At 69.5% G+C, this 21,783-nt stretch carries 21 protein-coding genes; 16 read left to right on the top strand and 5 right to left on the bottom strand.

Annotated elements, in window-relative coordinates:
- Positions 1 to 91: 91 nt before the first annotated feature.
- Both M3330_RS08365 and M3330_RS08360 read left to right on the top strand, forming a co-directional pair.
- A complete protein-coding gene (locus tag M3330_RS08365; RefSeq protein WP_024103003.1) occupies positions 92 to 796 on the top strand; it encodes a DUF2334 domain-containing protein in 705 nt (234 codons plus the stop codon).
- 58 nt (positions 797 to 854) lie between these two features.
- Complete coding sequence (locus M3330_RS08360; RefSeq protein WP_024103004.1) at positions 855 to 2,498, top strand: FAD-binding dehydrogenase; 1,644 nt, start codon at positions 855 to 857, stop codon at positions 2,496 to 2,498.
- Between the two features lie 94 nt (positions 2,499 to 2,592).
- Here M3330_RS08360 and M3330_RS08355 read toward each other — a convergent pair whose 3' ends face one another.
- Complete coding sequence (locus tag M3330_RS08355; RefSeq protein WP_024103005.1) at positions 2,593 to 3,237, bottom strand: MBL fold metallo-hydrolase; 645 nt, start codon at positions 3,235 to 3,237, stop codon at positions 2,593 to 2,595.
- Between the two features lie 187 nt (positions 3,238 to 3,424).
- Between M3330_RS08355 and M3330_RS08350 the strand changes: the two genes are divergently transcribed.
- The 12 genes from M3330_RS08350 to purM all read left to right on the top strand — a co-directional run bounded on the left by M3330_RS08350 (position 3,425) and on the right by purM (position 15,703).
- On the top strand, positions 3,425 to 3,820 hold the full coding sequence (locus M3330_RS08350; protein WP_006551825.1) for an LLM class flavin-dependent oxidoreductase: 396 nt from the start codon (positions 3,425 to 3,427) through the stop codon (positions 3,818 to 3,820).
- Between the two features lie 126 nt (positions 3,821 to 3,946).
- Positions 3,947 to 4,192, top strand: a complete 246-nt coding sequence (gene purS, locus M3330_RS08345; protein WP_006551824.1) for a phosphoribosylformylglycinamidine synthase subunit PurS — start codon at positions 3,947 to 3,949, stop codon at positions 4,190 to 4,192.
- Complete coding sequence (gene purQ, locus M3330_RS08340; RefSeq protein WP_006551823.1) at positions 4,189 to 4,866, top strand: phosphoribosylformylglycinamidine synthase subunit PurQ; 678 nt, start codon at positions 4,189 to 4,191, stop codon at positions 4,864 to 4,866. The genes purS and purQ overlap by 4 nt, the downstream gene beginning before the upstream one ends.
- A gap of 348 nt (positions 4,867 to 5,214) precedes the next feature.
- Positions 5,215 to 5,565, top strand: coding sequence for a VOC family protein (locus M3330_RS08335; RefSeq protein ID WP_024103006.1), 351 nt, complete (start codon positions 5,215 to 5,217; stop codon positions 5,563 to 5,565).
- A gap of 72 nt (positions 5,566 to 5,637) precedes the next feature.
- Entirely contained in the window at positions 5,638 to 6,933 is a 1,296-nt protein-coding gene (locus tag M3330_RS08330) for a M18 family aminopeptidase (RefSeq protein WP_024103007.1), read from the top strand.
- An 80-nt stretch (positions 6,934 to 7,013) separates the two neighbouring features.
- Positions 7,014 to 7,604, top strand: coding sequence for a Uma2 family endonuclease (locus tag M3330_RS08325; RefSeq protein ID WP_024103008.1), 591 nt, complete (start codon positions 7,014 to 7,016; stop codon positions 7,602 to 7,604).
- 67 nt (positions 7,605 to 7,671) lie between these two features.
- A complete protein-coding gene (gene purL, locus M3330_RS08320; RefSeq protein ID WP_024103009.1) occupies positions 7,672 to 9,951 on the top strand; it encodes a phosphoribosylformylglycinamidine synthase subunit PurL in 2,280 nt (759 codons plus the stop codon).
- 2 nt (positions 9,952 to 9,953) lie between these two features.
- Entirely contained in the window at positions 9,954 to 11,729 is a 1,776-nt protein-coding gene (locus tag M3330_RS08315; protein WP_006551818.1) for an alpha/beta-hydrolase family protein, read from the top strand.
- On the top strand, positions 11,726 to 12,412 hold the full coding sequence (locus M3330_RS08310; RefSeq protein WP_064255954.1) for a CPBP family intramembrane glutamic endopeptidase: 687 nt from the start codon (positions 11,726 to 11,728) through the stop codon (positions 12,410 to 12,412). Before M3330_RS08315 ends, M3330_RS08310 begins: the two co-directional genes overlap by 4 nt.
- Positions 12,413 to 12,423: 11 nt before the next feature.
- Positions 12,424 to 12,810 (top strand): sterol carrier family protein, encoded by a 387-nt coding sequence (locus M3330_RS08305; protein ID WP_024103011.1) that lies wholly within the window; start codon positions 12,424 to 12,426, stop codon positions 12,808 to 12,810.
- 98 nt (positions 12,811 to 12,908) lie between these two features.
- Entirely contained in the window at positions 12,909 to 14,492 is a 1,584-nt protein-coding gene (gene purF, locus M3330_RS08300; protein ID WP_006551815.1) for an amidophosphoribosyltransferase, read from the top strand.
- A 137-nt stretch (positions 14,493 to 14,629) separates the two neighbouring features.
- Positions 14,630 to 15,703, top strand: a complete 1,074-nt coding sequence (gene purM / locus M3330_RS08295) for a phosphoribosylformylglycinamidine cyclo-ligase (RefSeq protein ID WP_006551814.1) — start codon at positions 14,630 to 14,632, stop codon at positions 15,701 to 15,703.
- Positions 15,704 to 15,928: 225 nt separating this feature from the next.
- Here purM and M3330_RS08290 read toward each other — a convergent pair whose 3' ends face one another.
- The 4 genes from M3330_RS08290 to M3330_RS08275 form a co-directional block, all read right to left on the bottom strand.
- On the bottom strand, positions 15,929 to 16,120 hold the full coding sequence (locus tag M3330_RS08290; protein WP_006551813.1) for a DUF3073 domain-containing protein: 192 nt from the start codon (positions 16,118 to 16,120) through the stop codon (positions 15,929 to 15,931).
- 194 nt (positions 16,121 to 16,314) lie between these two features.
- A complete protein-coding gene (locus M3330_RS08285) occupies positions 16,315 to 17,295 on the bottom strand; it encodes an asparaginase (RefSeq protein ID WP_006551812.1) in 981 nt (326 codons plus the stop codon).
- Complete coding sequence (locus tag M3330_RS08280; RefSeq protein WP_024103012.1) at positions 17,292 to 17,996, bottom strand: MOSC domain-containing protein; 705 nt, start codon at positions 17,994 to 17,996, stop codon at positions 17,292 to 17,294. Before M3330_RS08280 ends, M3330_RS08285 begins: the two co-directional genes overlap by 4 nt.
- A complete protein-coding gene (locus tag M3330_RS08275) occupies positions 17,993 to 19,123 on the bottom strand; it encodes a folate-binding protein YgfZ (RefSeq protein ID WP_019290027.1) in 1,131 nt (376 codons plus the stop codon). The genes M3330_RS08280 and M3330_RS08275 overlap by 4 nt, the downstream gene beginning before the upstream one ends.
- 56 nt (positions 19,124 to 19,179) lie before the next feature.
- On the opposite strand from M3330_RS08275, the gene M3330_RS08270 reads away from it, so the two are divergent.
- Both M3330_RS08270 and M3330_RS08265 read left to right on the top strand, forming a co-directional pair.
- Complete coding sequence (locus M3330_RS08270) at positions 19,180 to 20,034, top strand: aminodeoxychorismate lyase (protein WP_024103013.1); 855 nt, start codon at positions 19,180 to 19,182, stop codon at positions 20,032 to 20,034.
- Between the two features lie 241 nt (positions 20,035 to 20,275).
- Positions 20,276 to 21,775, top strand: a complete 1,500-nt coding sequence (locus M3330_RS08265; protein WP_024103014.1) for a cytochrome ubiquinol oxidase subunit I — start codon at positions 20,276 to 20,278, stop codon at positions 21,773 to 21,775.
- The last annotated feature ends 8 nt before the right edge of the window (positions 21,776 to 21,783 follow it).

Below are 21,783 nucleotides of genomic sequence, written 5' to 3'. Positions count from 1 at the left end.
TGAACGGGATGCGGATCGCCGGCCCGAGTCTTCATCCGGACTTCCCGGTCGGGCAGGACGCCGTTCACCCGAGTGCAGCAGGCTCGGGGGCATGAGCGGACGGATGATCGTGTCGGTGTCGGGGATCCGGGACGTCACGCGCGACCTCGTGGACGCCTTCGCCCGTGAGACGGACGCGCGTGGGGTGCCGTTGTCGCTGTTCGTCGCACCCCGCCTGAAAGACCACTACCGCCTCGTGCGGGATCCGGCGACGCAGGAGTGGCTGCTCGAGCGACGCGAGGGCGGCGACGCGATCGTGCTGCACGGTTACGACCAGGCGGCGACGAAGCGACGTCGCGCCGAGTTCGCGACGCTGCCCGAGCACGAAGCACGGTTGCGCCTGCTCGCCGCCGACCGTGTGCTCGAGGAGACCGGACTGCGCACCCGGCTGTTCGCACCACCGCGATGGCGCGCGTCGCCGGGCGCAGTGACAGCACTTCCGCAGGTCGGTTTCCGGATGATGGCGGACAACGCGGGGATCCACGATCTGGTGGCGGGCACCGTGACGAAGACGCGGCTGTACGCGCTCGGTGACGGTGCGGGGTCGGACGTGTGGCGCTGCCGCGCGATGGTGATGGGCGCGTCGCGGACGGCGCGGCGCGGGGAGCTGCTGCGTCTGGCGATCGCCGCTCCCCGGCTCGCCGAGTCCGGACCCCGGCAGGCGATCCTCGACGCCGTCGACCTCGCGCTGCACCACGGTGCCGAACCGACCGTCCACGCCTGGCGGCCGCGTCCGTCGAACAGCCGCGTGGCGTGATCCCGCCTGGCCCGCCGGTGCTCCCGGTCGCCGCATCCGCTCGGTAATGTTGGCGGCCATGGATGCTGACGTGATCGTGGTGGGGGCGGGACTCGCGGGGCTCGTGGCGGTCGGTGAACTGATCGACGCCGGTCGCAACGTTCTGCTGGTCGATCAGGAGAACTCGAACAACATTGGTGGGCAGGCCTTCTGGTCGTTCGGTGGGTTGTTCTTCGTCGACAGTCCCGAACAGCGACGACTCGGGATCAAGGATTCCTACGAACTCGCCTTGCAGGACTGGATGGGGACCGCCGGCTTCGACCGCGAGATCGAGGACCGCTGGCCGCGGCGCTGGGCCCAGGCCTATGTCGAGTTCGCCGCGGGGGAGAAGCACGCCTGGCTCAAGCAGCGCGGGCTGAAGATCTTCCCGATGGTCAACTGGGCCGAACGCGGCGGATACGACGCTGCAGGGCACGGCAACTCGGTCCCGCGATTCCACATCACCTGGGGTACCGGTCCGGGCCTCGTCGAGATCTTCGAGCGCAAGCTCCGCGAAGGCGTCGAACGCGGTCTCGTCACGCTGAAGCACCGCCACCGGGTCGACGAACTCGTCGTCACCGACGGCGCCGCCACCGGTGTGCGCGGAGCGATCCTCGAGCCCGCCGACGCGGCGCGCGGCGTGGCGTCCTCCCGCACCGTCGTCGGGGAGTTCGAGTTCTCCGCCGGAGCCGTCATCGTCACCTCCGGCGGTATCGGCGGCAACTACGACCTCGTGAAGAAGAACTGGCCGAAGCGGATGGGGGAGCCGCCGAAGCACATGCTCAGCGGTGTGCCCGCGCACGTCGACGGCCGGATGCTCGAGATCACCGAGAAGGCCGGCGGGAACATCGTCAACCGCGACCGCATGTGGCACTACACCGAGGGCATCACCAACTACGACCCGGTGTGGCCCGATCACGGCATCCGCATCCTGCCCGGCCCGTCCTCGCTGTGGCTCGACGCCACCGGCAAGCGGTTGCCGGTGCCGTTGTTCCCCGGCTTCGACACGCTCGGCACCCTCGAGTACATCGTGAGCACCGGCTACGACCACACTTGGTTCGTGCTCGACCAGAAGATCATCGAGAAGGAATTCGGGCTCTCCGGCTCCGAGCAGAATCCCGACCTCACCGGGCGCAGCCTCCGCCTGCTGCTGCAGCGGGTCAGGTCGGGTGCTCCCGGACCGGTCGAGGCCTTCAAGGAGCGCGGTGTCGACTTCGTCGTCCGCGACACGCTCGCCGATCTCGTGGCGGGCATGAACGAACTCACCCCCGAGGCGCCGCTCGACTACGAGCAGGTGCGTTCGGTGGTCGAGGCCCGCGACCGCGAGATGGACAACAAGTACACCAAAGACCTGCAGGTCGCGGCGGTGCGCTCGGCGCGGGCCTACGCACCCGACCGCGTCGTCCGCATCGCGGCGCCGCACCGGATCCTCGACCCCAAGGCCGGACCGCTCATCGCGGTCAAGCTGCACCTGCTCACCCGCAAGACGCTCGGCGGGCTCGAGACCGACCTGTCGTCGCGCGTGCTGCGGTCGGACGGGTCGGTCTTCGACGGCCTCTTCGCCGCCGGTGAGGTCGCCGGCTTCGGTGGTGGCGGCGTCCACGGCTACCGGTCGCTCGAGGGCACCTTCCTCGGCGGATGCATCTTCTCGGGCCGGGCGGCGGGTCGCGCCGCCGCCCGCTGAACCTCCCGTCGGCGTCGACTGGGACAGCAGAGCGCGAAACGGTCGTAGGAGCGCGAAACATCCCGCGCCGACGACCGTTTCGCGCTCCGCAGCGTCAGACCTCGACGCCGTCTTCGTGCGGCAGCACGCGGAATTCGGTGCCCTCCGGCGCCATCTCGCTGTACCGGCCGTAGAAGATGCCGCGACCGTTGTCGTTGACGATGCCCTGGTGGATCGGCACGGCGACCCGCGGGTTCACCGCGCGCAGGTAGTCGATCGCCTCCCAGATCTTGAGCCACGGCGCGGTCGACGGCAGGGCCAGCACGTCGACGCGCTCGTGCGGGATGTACAGCGAGTCGCCGGGGTGCAGCAGCCGCGACGGATTCTCGTCGTCGCCCACGAGGAAGGCCGTGTTGTCGATGACGGGCATGTCGGGGTGGATCACCGCGTGCCGTCCGCCGGTGCCGCGTACGGTCAGCGAACCCACCGAGAAGGCGTCGCCGGGACGCACCGCGGTCCAGTCGTCGTCGAGCAGGTTCGCCGACTGCGGGTCGGAGAACAACTGCGCTCCGGGGTTGGCCTCGAGGAGCGCGGGTAACCGGGTGGTATCGGCGTGGTCGGGATGCTGGTGGGTCACGAGGATCGCGTCGAGTCCGGTGATGCCCTCGAACCCGTGGGAGAAATTTCCGGGGTCGAAAAGGAGCTTCGCGCCGAGGTGTTCGACGAGGATGCAGGAATGGCCGAAATGGGTCAGTTGCATGTCGTCGAGTATGCCGTCGGGAGGAGCCCGATGACCGACTACGGACAGGAACTCCGCTTCGGCAGCTTCGTCACGCCGTCCGCTGCCGATCCGGCGGGCGTCGTCGACCTCGCCGTGGTGTCGGAGAGCGCCTGGACCGCATCGCAGCCCCGGCGAAGCGGTCGACGCACTGATCGAGGCGATCGAGGTGATCCGTGCTCTGTGGTCGGACGAGAAGGGCGCGGCCGGGATCGACGGCACGTACTACCGGCTGACCGGCGCGAAGCGGGGCCCGTTCCCCGCGCACGCTCTCGGCATCTGGCTCGGCGCCTACGGCAAGCGGATGCTCGACGTCACCGGCCGCTTCGCCGGCGGATGGCTGCCGAGTTCGTTCGCCGCCGGGCCCGAGAAGCTGGGGGAGATGAGCGCCCGCGTCGACGAGGGTGCGCACCGTGCCGGGCGTGATCCCGCCGCGATCCGCCGGCTCTACAACATCTCCGGCACCTTCGCGGAGACCGCGGACGGGTCGCGGTCCGACCTCGAACGTTTCGCCGGTGAGGTCGCGCCCCGCGTGCGCGAACTCGTTGCTGCCGAGCGGCGTTGAACGGGGGTGACGGGTCTCGCACGAGCGGGACCTCGGCCGATGCCCTTCCCGGTGGCCACGGCCGGTAAACTGCTGGATGTCCGGTGTCCGTCCCCGGGCGCCAGCACTACTACCGAGGAGCAGCACGTGGCGCGTGTCGTCGTCGAAGTCATGCCCAAAGCCGAGATTCTCGACCCCCAGGGTCAGGCCATCACCGGGGCGCTGTCGCGGCTGGGCTTCGCGGGCGTGACCGACGTCCGTCAGGGTAAGCGTTTCGAGCTCGAGGTCGACGGCAGCGTCGGCGACGAGGAGCTCGAGAAGATCGCCGAGTCGTTGCTCGCCAACACGGTGATCGAGGACTGGGCCATCCGGCGGATCGACGGTGACGCATGAGCGCACGCATCGGAGTCATCACCTTCCCGGGCACGCTCGACGACGTCGACGCCTCCCGCGCGGTGAAGCTCGCCGGTGGTGAGGCCGTGAGCCTGTGGCACGGGGACGCCGATCTCAAGGGGGTCGACGCGGTGATCGTGCCCGGCGGCTTCTCCTACGGCGACTACCTGCGCTGCGGTGCCATCGCACGGTTCGCACCGGTGATGGGCAAGGTCGTCGAGGCCGCGCAGAAGGGCATGCCCGTCCTCGGCATCTGCAACGGCTTCCAGGTGCTGTGCGAGGCGGGTCTGCTGCCCGGCGCGCTCACCCGCAACGCCGGTCTGCACTTCGTCTGCCGCGACGAGTGGCTGAAGGTCGAGTCGAACACCACCGCGTGGACCTCGCGCTACGAGGCCGGCGCCGAGATCCTCATCCCGCTCAAGTCGGGTGAGGGCCGCTACCAGGCATCGGAGAAGGTGCTCGACGAGCTCGAGGGTGAAGGTCGCGTGGTGTTCCGCTTCGCGGGCGACAACCCGAACGGTTCGCAGCGCGGCATCGCCGGCATCTCGTCGGCGAACGGCCGGGTCGTCGGTCTCATGCCGCACCCCGAGCACGCCACCGAGGCGCTCACCGGCCCCAGCGATGACGGACTCGGCATGTTCTACAGCGTGCTGGACGCGGTCGTCAACGCGTGACCGCCTGACCGGAATTTTCCGGCGAAGCCCCCATCGACCCTCCCGGGTCGTGGGGGCGTCGCTCGTTCCGGCGGGCTCGAGGAATCCTTCGAACCGAAGTTCCGGAACAGGAGAGACGGAACGAGGGACCCCGCCACCGTCCCGATCGGCTGCGGAATCCCTCGTCCCTACAACCCGGAGCTCGACCCCCCGATCAAGTCCCGGGCGCGATGTCGTCGTCATCCCCCATGCGCGACATCGCGGATCAGTCTGCCGGAGCCGAATCGTCCTGTCCTGAGTAGGACTACCCAAATCGGACCTGTCCGTCGACGGGCGTTGCGTGTCGGTCCCCGGCGGTACCGTCGCGCCATGACAGCGACCATTGCGATGATCACCTTCGACACGACCGATCCGGCTCCGATCGCGAGATGGTGGGCCGAGCGTACGGGCGGCCGCATCGAGCAGGAGAACGACGGCTGGTTCTTCATCGTCGCCCTGCCACAGGGCATCAGGCTGGGCTTCCAGAAGGTGTCCGATCCGACACCCGGGAAGAACCGCGTGCACCTCGATCTCGCCGCCCCCGACCTCGACGCCGAGGTCGAGCGCTTCGTGCAGGCCGGCGCGAAGGAGGTCCACCGTGAGGACATGGGCGACGACTTCCGCTGGGTGACGCTCGCCGACCCCGAGGGCAACCTGTTCTGCGTCGCCGAGGGGCACTGACACTCGGTACGAGGAGAGCGGGCCGGCGCTTTCGGTCGGCGCTCCCGCTGTCCGTGATGCGAAGATGCAGTCATGTCTTCCACGCGTGCCGATGCTCGGGGTCTCTGTAATTTCGTCGACCTGTCGCCGTCGCCGTTCCACGTCTGCGCCACCGTCGCCGCGGCGCTGACCGAGGCGGGCTTCGTCGAACTGCACGAGCAGCAGGCCTGGCCCGCCGAACCGGGACGCTTCTTCCTGATACGCGGCGGGTCGCTGATCGCATGGAGCACCGAGGGTGTCGCCGACGATCCGGCCGCACCCTTCCGCATCGTCGGCGGGCACACCGACAGCCCCAACCTGCGCGTCAAGCAGCATCCCGACCTCACATCGGCGGGCTGGCGGATGGTGGGACTCGAACCGTACGGCGGTGCGTGGCTCAACTCGTGGCTCGACCGCGACCTCGGCATCTCCGGCCGCTTCACCGTGCGCGCGGCGGAGACGACCGAGGACGTCCTCGTCCGAGTCGACGCGCCGGTCCTGCGTGTCCCGCAGCTCGCCATCCACCTGTCCGAGGACCGCAAGGGCGTCCAGCTCGACCCGCAGCGCCACGTCAACGGCGTCTGGGGAGTCGGCACCGAACCGCGCTCGTTCATCGCGTGGGTCGCCGAGCAGCACGGAATCGACCCGGGCGCGGTGCTCGGCTGGGAACTGATGACCCACGACCTCGCACCGAGCGCGGTCGTCGGGCCGGGCCGCGACCTGGTCAGCGCACCGCGTCTCGACAACCAGGGCACCTGCTACGCCGGACTGCACGCCCTTCTCGCCGCCGTGGCACACGTCGCAGCGCACGGTGGCCCGATGCCGCTCCTCGCCCTGTTCGACCACGAGGAGGTCGGCAGCATGTCCGACCGCGGCGCCTTCTCGGAACTGCTCGACACCGTCCTCGAACGGATCGTCCTGCTCCGGGGTGGCGGCCGGGAGGAGTTCCTCCGCGCCCGCGCCGGCTCGATCGTCGCGTCCGGCGACATGGCGCACGCCACGCACCCCAACTACCCCGAGCGGCACGAACCCGCCCACCGCATCGCGGTCAACGGCGGACCGGTCCTGAAGGTGAACCAGAACCTGCGCTACGCGAGCGACGCGACCGGCGCCGGAGCCTTCGCGCTGGCCTGCGAGCAGGCGGGGGTCCCGCTGCAGCGGTACGTGCACCGCGCCGACCTGCCGTGCGGCTCGACGATCGGCCCGATCACCGCGTCGAGGACCGGCATCACGACCGTCGACGTCGGCGCCCCGCAGCTCGCCATGCACTCGGCGCGCGAGTTCATGGGCGCGGACGACGTGGCCAGCTATGCGCAGGCGCTGACCGCTTTCCTGACCCCGGCATCGTGACCGCGTTCGCCCGCCCCGAAGCACCCGCCGGTGACACACTGAAGACGGTCGTGTCCGGTCGGAGAGAACGGGGGAATGCAGTGGACGTCCCGTCCTACCCCGATCATCTGCTGTCCCTCGACGAGTGGGCGGCCCTGCCCGAATCCGACGGGCACCATGTGGAGGTGTGCGAGGGCGTGCTCCTCGCCGCGCCTGCGCCGGGGGCGGCGCACGATCATGCCGCGGTGACCCTGGCGTTGCTCCTCGACGAGAAGCTGCCCGACGAATGGTGCGCGCTCGGAGGCGTCGAGGTGCTGGTCGCGGAGAAGCCGCTGACGGTGCGGTGCCCCGACGTGATCGTCGTGGGACGCTCCCTCGTCGACGCCGATCCCGATCGGGCGCCGATCTCCGAGGTGAAGCTGGTCGTGGAGGTCACCGTCGACGGCACGGCCCGCACCGACCGCGTCACGAAGTTCTCCGAATACGCGGAGGCCGGCGTCCCGCAGTACTGGATCGTCGATCTCGGCGGACCGCCGGTGATCGCGACCTTCACGCTCGTCGACGGGTGGTACCGATTCGACGGGGAGCACTCGGGCACCGTCACCCTCGATGCGCTGGGCACCGAGGTGGCCGTCACACCGTCGGGGCTCGTGCCCGCACCGGTGAACCCCGTCGCGCCTGCACAACGATAGACTGATCCGCGGCAGTTCCCGCCCGGCCTGCCGTTTTCGATCCCAGAGTGAAGGGACCCGACGCCCAGTGTCACCGCACGTGGATACCGTCTCCCACGCCGCCGAAACCCCCGACGCCGCTCAGCCCTATCGGGAGCTGGGTCTGAAGGAAGACGAGTACACCCGGATCAAGGAGATCCTGGGCCGTCGCCCCACCGACGCCGAACTCGCCATGTACTCGGTGATGTGGTCCGAACACTGCTCGTACAAGTCGTCGAAGGTGCACCTGCGCTATTTCGGCGAGACCACCACCGACGAGATGCGTGAGTCGATGCTCGCGGGCATCGGTGAGAACGCCGGCGTCGTCGACATCGGCGACGGCTGGGCCGTCACCTTCAAGGTCGAGTCGCACAACCACCCGTCCTACATCGAGCCGTACCAGGGCGCCGCGACCGGCGTGGGCGGCATCGTCCGCGACATCATGGCCATGGGCGCCCGCCCGATCGCCGTGATGGACCAGCTCCGCTTCGGCGCCGCCGATCACCCCGACACCCGTCGCGTCGTCGACGGTGTCGTGCGCGGTGTCGGCGGCTACGGCAACTCCCTGGGCCTGCCCAACGTCGGTGGCGAGACCGTCTTCGACGCCTCCTACCAAGGCAACCCGCTCGTGAACGCGCTGTGCGCGGGTGCGATGCGCGTGGAGGACCTGCACCTCGCCCACGCTTCCGGCACGGGCAACAAGGTCATCCTGTTCGGTGCCCGCACCGGCCTCGACGGCATCGGCGGCGTGTCCGTCCTCGCCTCCGAGACCTTCGACGACAGCGCCGGCGGCCGCCCCAAGAAGCTCCCGAGCGTGCAGGTGGGCGACCCCTTCACCGAGAAGGTGCTCATCGAGTGCTGCCTCGACCTCTACCGCGAGAAGCTCGTCGTCGGCATCCAGGACCTCGGCGGTGCCGGTCTGTCCTGCGCGACCTCCGAGCTCGCCGCCGCCGGCGACGGTGGCATGCACATCAACCTCGAGCGTGTCCCGACGCGCGCGAAGGGCATGACCCCGGCCGAGGTGCTGTCCTCGGAGTCGCAGGAACGCATGTGCGCGGTCGTCACGCCCGACAACGTCGACGCCTTCATGGACGTCTGCAAGAAGTGGGACGTCCTGGCCACCGTCATCGGTGAGGTCACCGACGGCGACCGCCTCGTCATCGATTGGCACGGCGAGACCGTCGTCGACGTGCCGCCGCGCACGGTCGCGCACGAGGGCCCGGTCTACGAGCGCCCCGTCGAGCGCCCGGCCTCGCAGGACGAGCTGATCGCGAACACCACCGCCGGCCTGAAGCGTCCGGAGACCGCCGACGAGCTGCGCGAGACGCTGCTGAAGATGCTCGCGTCGCCGGCGCTGTGCAGCCGCAAGTGGATCACCGAGCAGTACGACCGCTACGTGCGCGGCAACACGGTGCTCGCCGAGAACGCCGACGCCGGTGTGGTCCGTATCGACGAGGAGACCGGCCGCGGCATCGCGCTCGCGACCGACGCTTCGGGCCGCTACACGCAGCTCGATCCGTACACGGGCGCCCAGCTCGCCCTCGCCGAGGCCTACCGCAACGTCGCCGTCACCGGTTCGACGCCGAAGGCCGTCTCGAACTGCCTGAACTTCGGTTCGCCCGAGGACCCCGGCGTGATGTGGCAGTTCCAGCAGGCCGTGCGCGGCCTCGCGGACGGCTGCGCGAAGCTCGGCATCCCCGTCACCGGTGGCAACGTCAGCTTCTACAACCAGACCGGCGCCACCGCGATCCTGCCGACCCCGGTCGTCGCGGTGCTCGGTGTGATCGACGATGTGCACCGTCGCATCCCCACCGGCGTCGGCCTCGAGCCGGGCGAGACGCTGATCCTGCTCGGCGAGACCCGCGACGAGTTCGACGGCTCCATCTGGGCGCAGGTCGAACACGACCACCTCGGTGGTGTCCCGCCGAAGGTCGATCTCGACCGTGAGCGGCTGCTGTCGGAGATCCTCACCGCCGGTTCGCGCGACGGCCTGATCTCCGCCGCACACGACCTGTCCGAGGGTGGTCTCGCGCAGGCCGTCGTCGAGGCCGCACTCGCAGGCGAGACCGGCTGCCGCGTGCTGCTCCCCGAGGGCGCCGATCCGTTCGTGACGTTGTTCTCCGAATCGGCCGGCCGCGTGCTCGTGGCCGTGCCGCGCACCGAGGAATCGCGCTTCACGGGCATGTGCACCGCACGCAACATGCCGTGGGTGCGCATCGGCGTCGTCGACGAGGGATCCGACTCCGTCGAGATCCAGGGCCTGTTCTCGATCCCCATGACCGAGCTGCGCGAGGTGTGGGAAGGGACCCTGCCTGCCCTGTTCGGGTAACCGTGCCGGCCACCCAGGTCGATCGACTGGCGGCGTTCGAGGCCCGGCAGGGCCGGATCATCGCCGCGGTCACCGACTTCGGTGAGCGCCACCCCCTCACCGCGCGGGTGTGGGGGTGGCTCGGCCTGGACTTCACGGGCGTCGCCTTCGCCGCGCTGTTCTTCTGCTGGTCGCTGACGCCGTCGCTGCTTCCGCGCGACTGGCTCTTCCAGGGCCTGATCGGCGGCATCAACGCCACGATCGGGTACGGCGTCGGATGCGTCGTCGGCTGGCCCGTGGCCCGCTTCCTGCTCCCCGCGTGGCGATGGTGGCCGCCGCCGTTGCCTGTGCTGCGTGCCATCAAGGTCGCGGTTCCGGTCGCGGCCGTTCTCGCGTCGCTCGTCGCGCTCGTGCTCTCCGCCGGCGAGCAACGCCAGCTCGCCGCCCTGATGGGTGTCGAGGGCACCACGACCTCGGGATATCTGCGCACCATCGTGCTGAGCGTCGCGGTCGCTGCCGCCCTCATCGCTCTGTGGCGCGGCTTGCGCGACATCGTCCGCTGGGTGTCGATGCTGCTCATGCGCCGCACCCGGATGCCGCTCGGTCTCGCCCGCACGCTCGGCGTTCTCGTCGTCGTGCTGGCGACCTTCATGCTCATCGACGGCGTGCTCGTCCGAGGCTCCTACGCGATCGTCAATCAGGCGTTCGGCCTGGAGGACGACACCACTCGTCCCGGGGCGATCCAACCGGTCGACCCCGCAAAGTCCGGCAGTCCCGAGTCCCTCGCGGCCTGGGAGACGCTCGGATTCGAGGGTCGCAACTTCGTCTCGCGAGGACTCGACGCCGAGGAACTGACCGCCGTCAACGGCAGTCCCGCACCGGAACCGATCCGCGTGTACGTCGGTCTCGACACCGCACCCACCCCGGAAGAACGCATCGACCTCGTCCTCGCGGAACTCGAGCGGACCGGTGCCTTCGACCGCTCGACGCTCGTCCTGATCCCCACCACCGGCACCGGCTGGGTCAATCCCACCGCGGCCCGCGCGATGGAGCTCGTGCACAACGGCGACCTGGCGATGGTGGCCTGGCAGTACTCCTACCTCCCGAGCTGGATCTCCTTCCTCGCCGACCGTGAGAAGGCTGCGGCCGCAGGCAAGATGCTGATCGAGCGGGTACACGAACGCTGGTCGCAGCTGCCCGAGGACGACCGCCCCGATCTGTTCCTCTACGGCGAGAGCCTCGGCACGCAGTCGGGGGAGGGTGCCTTCGACAGCCTTGCCGAGATCCGCGCCCAGATGGACGGGGTGTTGTGGGTGGGCCCGCCCAACTCCAACCGTCTGTGGCGGCAGCTCGTCGAGCGCCGCGATCCCGGCACGACCGAGGTGCAACCGGTGTACGCGGACGGTCTCGTCGTGCGCTTCGCAGACAGCCGGGAGGCGATCCACGAGCCCGACACACCGTGGCTGTCGCCGCGCGTGCTCTACATCCAGCACGCCTCGGATCCCGTCGTCTGGTGGTCGCCGGACCTGTTGTTCTCCCGCCCCGACTGGCTGTCGGAGCCGCCCGGACGCGACCGGCTGCCGCAGATGCGGTGGTTCCCCTTCGTCACCTTCTGGCAGGTCTCCGCAGACCTCACCAACGCTGCCGGCGTCCCCGACGGACACGGCCACAACTACGGGTCGGCGGTGCTCGAGGGATGGATCGAGATCACCCAGCCCGAGGGCTGGACCGAGAACGACACCGAGCGGGTGCGCATCGCCCTCGAGGCGTTCGCGGAGGACGACGGGCCCGAGAAATGACATCGCGAGTCGCTGCAGTGACCGGCACCGCCGTGAGCTGCACCGCTGCGGGATGTGCCGCCGCGCTGGTCGCGTGGAACAACCTCGTCCTCCCGGCGATGGATCTCGGTCCGCGCGGCCGGGCCGCAGCGAACGCCGGATTCGGAGTCGCGCTCGCCGCGGCGACCCGCGCGGCCGGGGTCTCCGCAACCGAGCTCGGCTGGCGCGGGGCAGGGAAGGGCCTGCGGTGGGGGACCGCGTCGGTGGTCCTGCCCGTCGCGGCCTACACGGTGATGCTCGCCGTCCCACCCGTACGACGGCGGATGGCCGCCGGAGCGCGACGCGCCGACCACACCGAGTGGGTCTTCGTGCACATCCCCTTCGGGACGGTCCTGGCCGAGGAGCTGCTGTTCCGATCGGTTCTGTACGCACTGACCCGCCGCGAGTCACGGAGGTGGCACCGGGTGCTGACCTCGGTAGCCTTCGGGCTCTGGCACGTCGCCCCCGCCCGGCACGCCGGGGACTCGGTGCCCGGAACCGTCGCGCTCACCGCCCTGAGCGGGGTGGTGTTCGACGAACTGCGACGACGGACCGGCAGCGTCGTCGCGCCGATGCTCCTGCACCTGGCGATCAACGCCGGCGGGGCCGTCGCCGTGGGCATCGCGACGAGGCTGCGTACTTCCGAGCGCGACGCGCGTCGCTAGGGTGTGCTGCCATGGCACCCCGGAGACCCGTCGATCCCGCCGAACTGCGCGCAGCTCTCGAACGGGTGGGTCCGTGGATGAGGGGGGAGAGCGACGAGAAACCGCCGCGCTCCGATCTCGCCGCCGCTGTGCGGCTCAGTGCCCGCAGCCTCGAGCAGATAGCCCCTGGGTCGAGTGTGGAGGTTAGGGTGCCGCCTTTCGTGGCCGTCCAGTGCATCGAAGGCCCGCGTCACACGCGGGGGACACCACCGAACGTCGTCGAGACCGATCCGCGGACGTGGCTGCGTCTGGTGGTCGGCAGCATCGATTTCGCCGGGGCCGTGGACTCGGGTGCGGTGGAGGCGTCGGGTGGGCGCGCAGCGGAGATCGGACGGCTGCTCCCGATCGCCCGACTCTGACGTTTGCCGGGGTTCACGCCGGGCGTCCGGGAAGAAGCACCCCGCGCTGCCCGTAGAATGGGGGGAGCCCCGCTTGTCCAGCCTCAGGGAGCACGTCCGTGACCAGTGCCGATCTGTCGGTCCACACACGTAATCTTCTCGCCTCCACCGAACCCGAGAACGAACCCCGCGAAGAGTGCGGAGTGTTCGGAGTGTGGGCTCCCGGCGAGGACGTGTCGAAGCTCACTTACTACGGTCTTTATGCGCTGCAGCACCGAGGGCAGGAAGCTGCGGGCATCGCCGTGGCCGACGGTTCGCAGGTGCTCGTGTTCAAGGATCTCGGTCTCGTCAGCCAGGTCTTCGACGAGCAGACGCTCGCCGCGATGACCGGCCACATCGCCATCGGCCACTGCCGTTATTCCACAACCGGGTCGACGACCTGGGAGAACGCGCAGCCGATCTTCCGCACCACCGCCGCCGGCTCGGGCGTCGCGCTCGGCCACAACGGCAACCTCGTCAACACCGCCGAACTCGCCGAACGCGGACGTCGTCTCGGCGTGCTCGATCCCACACGGCCCGGTGCGGCGAACTCCGACTCCGACACCGTCGGTGCGTTGCTCGCTCACGGCGCGAAGGACAGCACGATCGAAGAGGCCGCGATGAAGCTGCTCCCGCAGCTGCGCGGCGCGTTCTGCCTGACCTTCATGGACGAGCACACCCTCTACGCGGCCCGCGACCCCTGGGGTATCCGCCCGCTGTGCCTCGGACGCCTCGACCGCGGCTGGGTCGTCGCCAGCGAGACCGCCGCCCTCGACATCGTCGGTGCCTCCTTCGTTCGCGACATCGAGCCCGGCGAACTGCTCGCGATCGACGCGGACGGTGTGCGCTCGTCGCGCTTCGCGAACCCCGAACCCAAGGGCTGCGTCTTCGAGTACGTCTACCTCGCGCGCCCCGACTCGACCATCGCCGGTCGCTCCGTCCACGCGACCCGCGTGGAGATCGGCCGCCGGCTCGCGAAGGAACACCCGATCGACGGCGATCTGGTCATCCCGGTACCCGAGTCGGGCACCCCGGCCGCCGTCGGTTACGCGCAGGGCTCGGGGATCCCGTACGGCCAGGGCCTGATGAAGAACGCCTACGTCGGCCGCACCTTCATCCAGCCCAGCCAGACCATCCGCCAGCTCGGTATCCGGCTCAAGCTCAACCCGTTGCGCGAGGTGATCCGCGGTAAGCGCCTCGTCGTCGTCGACGACTCGATCGTGCGTGGCAACACCCAGCGCGCCCTGATCCGCATGCTGCGCGAGGCCGGTGCTCTCGAGATCCACGTGCGCATCGCCTCGCCGCCGGTCAAGTGGCCCTGCTTCTACGGCATCGACTTCGCGTCGCCGGCCGAGCTGATCGCCAATGGTGCAGGTACCCGCGACACCGTCGAGGAGGGGCACGACTACGACGAGATGGTCGAGATGGTGCGCAGGTCGATCGGTGCCGACTCGCTCGGCTACATCTCGATCGACGGCATGATCGGCGCCACCGAGCAGCCCGCATCCCGTTTGTGCGCTGCATGTTTCGACGGCCACTACCCGATCGCCCTCCCCAGCGAACACCAGGCGGGCAAGGACGTCCTCGCCGGCGTCGTCGACACCGATTCGGCCACCCCGACCGTGTTGGACAACGACAACGCGGACGTTCTCAGTCGGCCGTAGAAGCTGGTCGGGTACCGTAAGTGCCGCGGTCGGCACGGTTCGGCGTGCGTTTCGCATGCCCGGACGCAGGTGTGCCTGCCCGCATGTAGCCAGATATTTCACGACAAGACACAACTCGAGGCTGGAGCCGACAACTCATGACCGAGGACGCAACCCCCGGAGCTTCCTACGCCGCGGCGGGCGTGGACATCGAGGCCGGTGACCGAGCCGTCGAACTGTTCGCCCCGCACGCGAAGAGGGCCACCCGCCCGGAGGTCATGGGCGGCCTGGGTGGGTTCGCCGGTCTGTTCGCGCTCAAGGACGGATACAAGGAGCCGCTGCTCGCGGCGTCCACCGACGGTGTCGGCACCAAGCTCGCGGTGGCGCAGGCACTCGACAAGCACGACACGGTCGGTCTCGACCTCGTCGCCATGGTCGTCGACGACCTTGTGGTCTGCGGCGCCGAGCCGCTCTTCCTGCAGGACTACATCGCCGTCGGCCGCGTGGTGCCCGAGCGGGTCGCGGAGATCGTCGCCGGCATCGCCGAGGGCTGCGTCCAGGCCGGCTGCGCGCTGCTCGGTGGCGAGACCGCCGAGCACCCGGGCGTCATGGCCGCCGACGACTACGACCTGTCCGCGACCGGCGTGGGTGTCGTCGAGGCCCAGAAGCTGCTCGGACCCGACCGCGTGCGCCCCGGCGACGTCGTCATCGCGATGGGCGCCTCGGGTCTGCACTCGAACGGCTACTCGCTCGCCCGCAAGGTGCTGCTCGACATCGGCAAGATGAGCCTGACGGCGCACGTCGACGAGTTCGGTCGCACCCTCGGCGAGGAGCTGCTCGAGCCCACCCGTATCTACGCCAAGGACTGCCTCGCGCTCGCCGCCGAGACCGAGGTGCGTACCTTCTGCCACGTCACCGGTGGTGGTCTCGCCGCGAACCTCGCGCGCGTGATGCCCAAGGGGCTCGTCGCAGAGCTCGACCGCACCACCTGGAGCCCGGCTCCGGTCTTCGGCCTCATCGCGCAGCGCGGACGGGTCGAGCGGGTCGAGATGGAGAAGACCTTCAACATGGGCGTCGGCATGGTGGCCATCGTGGCCCCCGAGGACGTCGACCGGGCTCTGGCGGTGCTCACCGCCCGGCACATCGACTGCTGGACGCTCGGCACGGTCCGCAAGGCGCAGGACGGCGCCGACGAGCGCGCGGTGCTGCTCGGAGACCACCCGCGCTTCTGACGGGCGCGCGTCGCCCGACGCGAACACGACGAAAGGCCGGTTCCCCCAGGATGAATGGGGGAACCGGCCTTTCGGCTACTGCCGTGTTGTGAACTCGGAAGTCACAGGCTCGAAGGCTGCGGACGGTGACGAGCGCCGTCCGGCCTCGCGTCGAACGCCGACCACGCCACCGACGGAGGGGGAGCCGAAAGTCGGCCTCCCCCTCCGTCGGAGAGTGATATCAGGTCAGCGACGCCAGTCGTCGTCGTAGTCGTCGTCCCAACCGGAACGTTGCTCGGCGAAGACTTCGTCCCGCTGCGAGTTGGTTGCTCCGCCAGACAGCTCTCGCTGGAGGCTCTCGAAGTCGGTGGACGGCGAGCTGTACTTGAGTTGCCGTGCAACCTTGGTCTGCTTTGCCTTAGCCCGGCCGCGGCCCATGGCCAACCCCCTCGCGCTTTGACGGGGCGGCCTGGGGAAAAGTGGCGGCCCCGGTGTGTTGAGTATTTTCCTGACGCCCACTTTAGCGTGGAAACTTCGGTTGCGCCTCCACACACCCGGCTGGGCCGGTGTCCGTTACGCCTCATAACGACCCGACCTGCATGAATGCTGTTGAAATGTGATAGAGATGCCCTTCAGAACACCCCCGGGACGGCCCGGACGGTGCCGACTCGCACGCCACCACCGAAGACCGGTGCCGACGAGAGCACCGCCAGCCGTTCGGAATCGAAGGTCGCGGCGTTCGCGGCGGCACCCGCTCCGAGGCGGTGGAGCAGGGCCGCGGTGAGCGGGAGGCGTGCCCGCTCGTGCCCGTCGTCGATCTTGAAAGCGAAAGATGTGCCGTCCGGCAGCGCGCCGGCGTGGATCCCGTCGGCGCCCGCCTTGCACAGCAGACCGCCCACCGCGCGCATGAGCTTCAGATCGTCCTTGCCGGTGCCGGAGATCAGGAACGGATGCTCGCGCACCGCGTCGGCGACGGCGCGCTCGGGCGTGCCGACCTCCGCCGTCGCGAGCCGCGAGTAGGCGCGGGCGAGATTGAACAGGGGGACGGGCACGATCGGCAGACCACAGCCGTCGATTCCGAGATCGGTGTCCTCGATGTCGCCGGTCAGTTCGAGGATCGTCTCGGTCACCAGCTGCTGCAGCGGGTGGCCGGCGTCGGTGTAGCCGTCGGTGTCCCAGCCGTTCGCCGCGCACGCCGCGAGCATCGCCGCGTGCTTGCCCGAGCAGTTCATGTAGATCGACCGCGGCGTGCGTCCGGCGGCGAGCACCTCGGCGCGGGTGAGTTCGTTGCCGGGCAGATCCGTCGGGCAGCGCAGGTCCTTCTCGGTGAAACCGGCACCGGACAGGATCCGCTCGACGGCCTCCACGTGGTCGGCCTCACCTTCGTGCGACGCCGTGGCGATCGCGAGTTCGGCGGAGTCGCGGGGGACGAAGCCGGCGCGCAGCAGCGCGACCGCCTGCATCGGCTTGTTCGACGACCGCGGATAGATCGGCGTGTGCACCTCGCCCAGCGAGACGAGGACCTCGCCGTCCGGGTCCAGAACGATCAGCGAGCCGCGGTGGATGCACTCCCGGAAGCCCGAGCGCACCACCTCGACCAGTTCGACGCTCAACGACTCTCTCCCTTCCGTGCCCGCCCCTCCTGTGGTCGTCCGGCGAGGCGGCGGGCCTTGTCGGCGACGCTGGGAGCGATGTCGGCCTGCTGCTCGAGCATCGCGGCGACCCGCTCGTGGCCCTGCCCGGTGAACAGATCGCGCACCGTGGCCGCGTGGGAGGGGACGTGCTCGACGACGATGCGGTCGCCCGCGGCCACCGGTCCCTCGGAGATCACCTTCAGGTACGCGCCGCAATCGCCGCGAGCGACGAACCGGGTGGCCCAGTCGCCCTCCTCCGAACGGATCGCGAAGGTGCGGCAAGGGGTACGGGGGCCGGTCACCTCGAGGAGCAGACCGCCGTCGCCGACGCGCCACCGCTCGCCGATGACGGCGTCGGTGGGGGAGAACCCGGCGACGTGCAGATTCTCGCCGAACCAGCCGATGGGCAGTTCCCGGTCGAGTTCGGTGCCCCAGCGGCGCGACTCGTCCTGAGAGAAGGCGTAGACGGCCTTGTGGACGCCGCCGTGGTTGGCGGTGTCGCACTGGCGGTCGCCGGTCAAGCCGAGCTCGCCGACGTGCACCGGCCCGTCGACGGGACGCTTGTCGATCGCGGTGACGGGATTACGCCGCAGTCCGGTCTCGTGCAGCGTGTGCACGACGCAGACCGCTGCGACGGTCCCCGAGGTCGCCGGCCGCGTGCCGGCCGTCTCGGCGGTCACCGGCCGCGCAATCGGTCGACCGCCGCCCTTCCTGCCTGGATGCCGTCGTCGGGAGGGATGGAGTCGGGGTCGATGGACGCCGCGCACGGTCCTGCGACGAGGGCCGTGTCGGGCGTGATGGTGCGCTTGACGAGCGCAAGCGCGATCGGCCCGAGTTCGTGATGGTCGACGATCGTGCCGATGCGTCCGACCGCGCGACCTCCGGCGGTGATGTCGTCGCCCGTCTCGGGTCGTCCGTCGGCCGAGCCGTCGAGATGGAGAAGGACGAGATGTCGCGGGGGCTTGCCGAGGTTGTGGACCCGCGCGACGGTCTCCTGACCGCGGTAGCAGCCCTTGTCGAGGTGGACGGCGCCGTACTGCTCGGGTCCGCCGACCCAGCGGGCCTCGTGGGGGATGGTGCGCTCGTCGGTATCGACACCGATCCGGGGACGGACCGCTTCGACGCGCAGGGCCTCGAACGCCCAGCTGCCGGCCGGACGCGCGCCGGCGTCCCGCAGGGCGGTGAAGATCGCGGTGAGCGACTCGCGTGGCACCAGGAGGTCGAAGGAGTGCTCGGTGGGCCACGGCATGCGGCGGACGAAGCCACCGGCGGGCAGGGCGACGGCGGCATAGTGTTCGGCCGGCAGCGCGTCGATCCCGAGCACGGCGAGCACGGCGGGGCTGCCGGCATCCGGCCCGAGGAGGCTCAGGACCGCGAGTTCGTTGCCGTCGCGGGGTTCTGCCTTCGCCCAGAACACCATCTTCTTCAGGAAGGCCAGCAGGTCGGGTCCGCGGTCGGCTTCGGTGTCGATCCACGTCACGCCGTCGAGGTCGGTCTGCACGAAGTGGTGTTCGACGCGGCCGTTCGCGTCGAGGCTCAGGTTCTCGGCGGAGGTGCCGTTCGGGAGCGACGCGATGTGCTGGCTGGAAATGGTGTGCAGCCAGCTCAGGCGTTCGTCGCCCGGAACAGCGAGGACGAAGCGGGTGGAACGGTCGACCACGGCGGCGGACGTGGCGGCGGCACGTTGCTCGCCGAGCGGGTCGCCGTAATGCCAGGGAAGTCCGGCATCGGGCCCGCCGGAAGGCGAGGCGACTGCGCCGGGAAGTGCGAGAAGGGCGCTTTCGGACACGATCGGAGACTCGGTCACGACACCAGTCTATGGGGAACCGGCCGACAGGTCTGCCAGTGGCTAGGCTGAGCGCCATGGCTGAGCGGGTGCTGGTGACGCTGGACGGCGAGGTGAGGGATGCGGACGCACCCCTTCTGCACGCCGACGATTTCGGTGTTCTTCGTGGCGACGGGGTGTTCGAGACGTTGCTCGTGCGAGGCGGCCGGGCGCGTGCGCTCGAACTGCATCTCGCCCGGCTCGCGGCGTCCGCGGCCGCCGCACAGTTGCCCGAACCCGATCGCGACGACTGGCGGCTCGCCGTCGACGTGGCACTCGAACAGTGGGGCGCCGAGCAGGAGGGCGTGCTGCGCCTGGTCTACACGCGTGGTCGTGAGGGCGCCGACACGCCGACGGCCTTCCTGCTCGTGACGCCGGTGGCCGAGCGTGTCGGCATCGCACGGCGCGACGGCGTGTCCGTGGTGACCCTCGAACGGGGTTTTTCGACCGATCTGGCGCAGAAGGCGCCGTGGCAGCTCCTCGGTGCCAAGACGTTGTCGTACGCGACGAACATGGCGGCACTGCGTCACGCCGAGTCGGTCGGCGCCGACGACGTGATCTTCGTCAGTGCCGAGGGCTACGTGCTCGAGGGTCCGCGGTCGACGGTGCTCGTCGCGCGTGGCCGGACATTGCTCACTCCGCCGCCGGAGCAGGGGATCCTCCCCGGCACCACGCAGCAGGCACTGTTCGACCTGGCGGGGGAGCGGGACTTCACGGTCCGGTACGAGCCGCTGCGCCCGGCGGATCTCGTCGTCGCCGACGGTCTCTGGCTGATCTCCAGCGTGGCGCTCGCGGTGCGGGTGCACACCCTCAACGGGCACGCGCTGGTCTCGCGGGTCCAGGAGGGCGAGATCGAAGGCCTCGTCGACGAGGCGGTCGACGCCGCTTCGTGAGCGAATCGGTCGATACAGCTTCCTGAGTGGCGGCGGGTGTGCCCCCGCGGGTGATCCGTATCCGATGTGACGTGAGTCCGATGTGTCGGGCGACACGAACCTGTCCCACTTCGCGCAATCGCTACTACATTCGGTAGTAGCAAGGCCGGAGCAGTACTACCGGCGTGTCTTCGCGAACGAGAACCGCAGCGTCGGCCCCGCTCTGGATCTCCGTATCGACCGGGCCTCACTCGGAGTGGCAATGGACGTCTTGGATCTGTCCCGGTGGCAGTTCGGGATCACGACGGTGTATCACTTCATCCTCGTGCCGTTGACGATCGGCCTCGCGCCGCTCGTCGCGATCATGCAGACGATGTGGGTGGTCACCGGCAAGGATCACTGGTACCGCCTCACGAAGTTCTTCGGGAAGATGTTCCTGATCAACTTCGCGCTCGGTGTCGCGACCGGCATCGTGCAGGAATTCCAATTCGGCATGAACTGGAGCGAGTACTCCCGCTTCGTCGGCGACGTCTTCGGCGCACCCCTCGCCCTCGAAGGTCTCGTCGCCTTCTTCATGGAGTCGACCTTCCTCGGCCTGTGGATCTTCGGCTGGACGCGCCTGCCGAAACTCGTGCACCTCGCGACCATCTGGCTCGTCGCGATCGGCGTGAACGCCTCCGCCTTCTTCATCATCGCGGCGAACTCGTTCATGCAGCATCCCGTCGGGGCCACCTACAACCCCGAGACCGGCCGCGCCGAGCTGACGAGCATCTGGGAACTGCTCACCAACAACACCGCGCTCGCAGCCTTCCCCCACGCGGTCGCCGGCGGATTCCTCACCGCCGCAACCTTCGTCGCCGGCATCGGTGGCTGGTGGATGGTCCGCAACATGCGACGCGCCGCCGAGATCCGCACCTCGGAACCCGAGGAGGCCCAGCGCCTCGAGAACGACGCCCGCGGACTGTTCCGCCCCGCGACCCGCCTCGGCCTGATGGTCATGATCATCTCGGGCATCGGGTTGTTCGTCACCGGTGACGTCCAGGCCAAGCTCATGTTCGAGCAGCAACCGATGAAGATGGCCTCGGCCGAGTCGCTGTGCCACACCGAGACCGACCCCAACTTCTCGATCCTCACGATCGGCACGCACAACGACTGCGACGGCGTGATCCACGTCCTCGACGTGCCCTACGTGCTGTCCTTCCTCGCGCAGGGCGAGTTCAGCGGCGTGACCCTCCAGGGCGTCGAGGACCTGCAGGCGCAGTACGAACAGCAATTCGGCCCCGGCAACTACAAGCCCAACCTGTTCGTCACCTACTGGTCGTTCCGCGCGATGATCGGCCTCGCCGCCGGTTCCGCGGCCCTGGCCCTGGCCGGGCTGTGGGTCACCCGCGGCGGCCGGGTGCCCGACCAGAGGTGGTTCTCGACGCTGTCGCTCGTCGCGATCCCCACGCCCTTCCTCGCCAACAGTGCGGGCTGGATCTTCACCGAGATGGGCCGGCAGCCCTGGGTGGTGCATCCGAATCCCACGGGCGTGGACAGGATCCGGCTCACCGTCGACCAGGGTGTCTCCGATCATGCGGCAGGAACGGTGCTCACCTCGCTGATCGCCTTCACCCTCGTCTACGCAGCGCTCGGCGTGGTGTGGTTCTGGCTCATCCGCAAGTACGCGATGGAAGGCCCGCAGGAGCACGACGCGCAACCGCCGGGCTCCGACGACGACACCGACGACACGCAGCCGAAACAGCTGTCCTTCGCGTACTAGGAGTGGGC

Origin of the sequence: Rhodococcus sp. GA1, from assembly GCF_024321955.1 — a bacterium.
Classification (GTDB): Bacteria; Actinomycetota; Actinomycetes; order Mycobacteriales; family Mycobacteriaceae; genus Rhodococcus; species Rhodococcus pyridinivorans.
The sequence above is the reverse complement of the archived record's forward strand: the minus strand, read 5'-3'. Positions and strand labels throughout refer to the sequence as shown.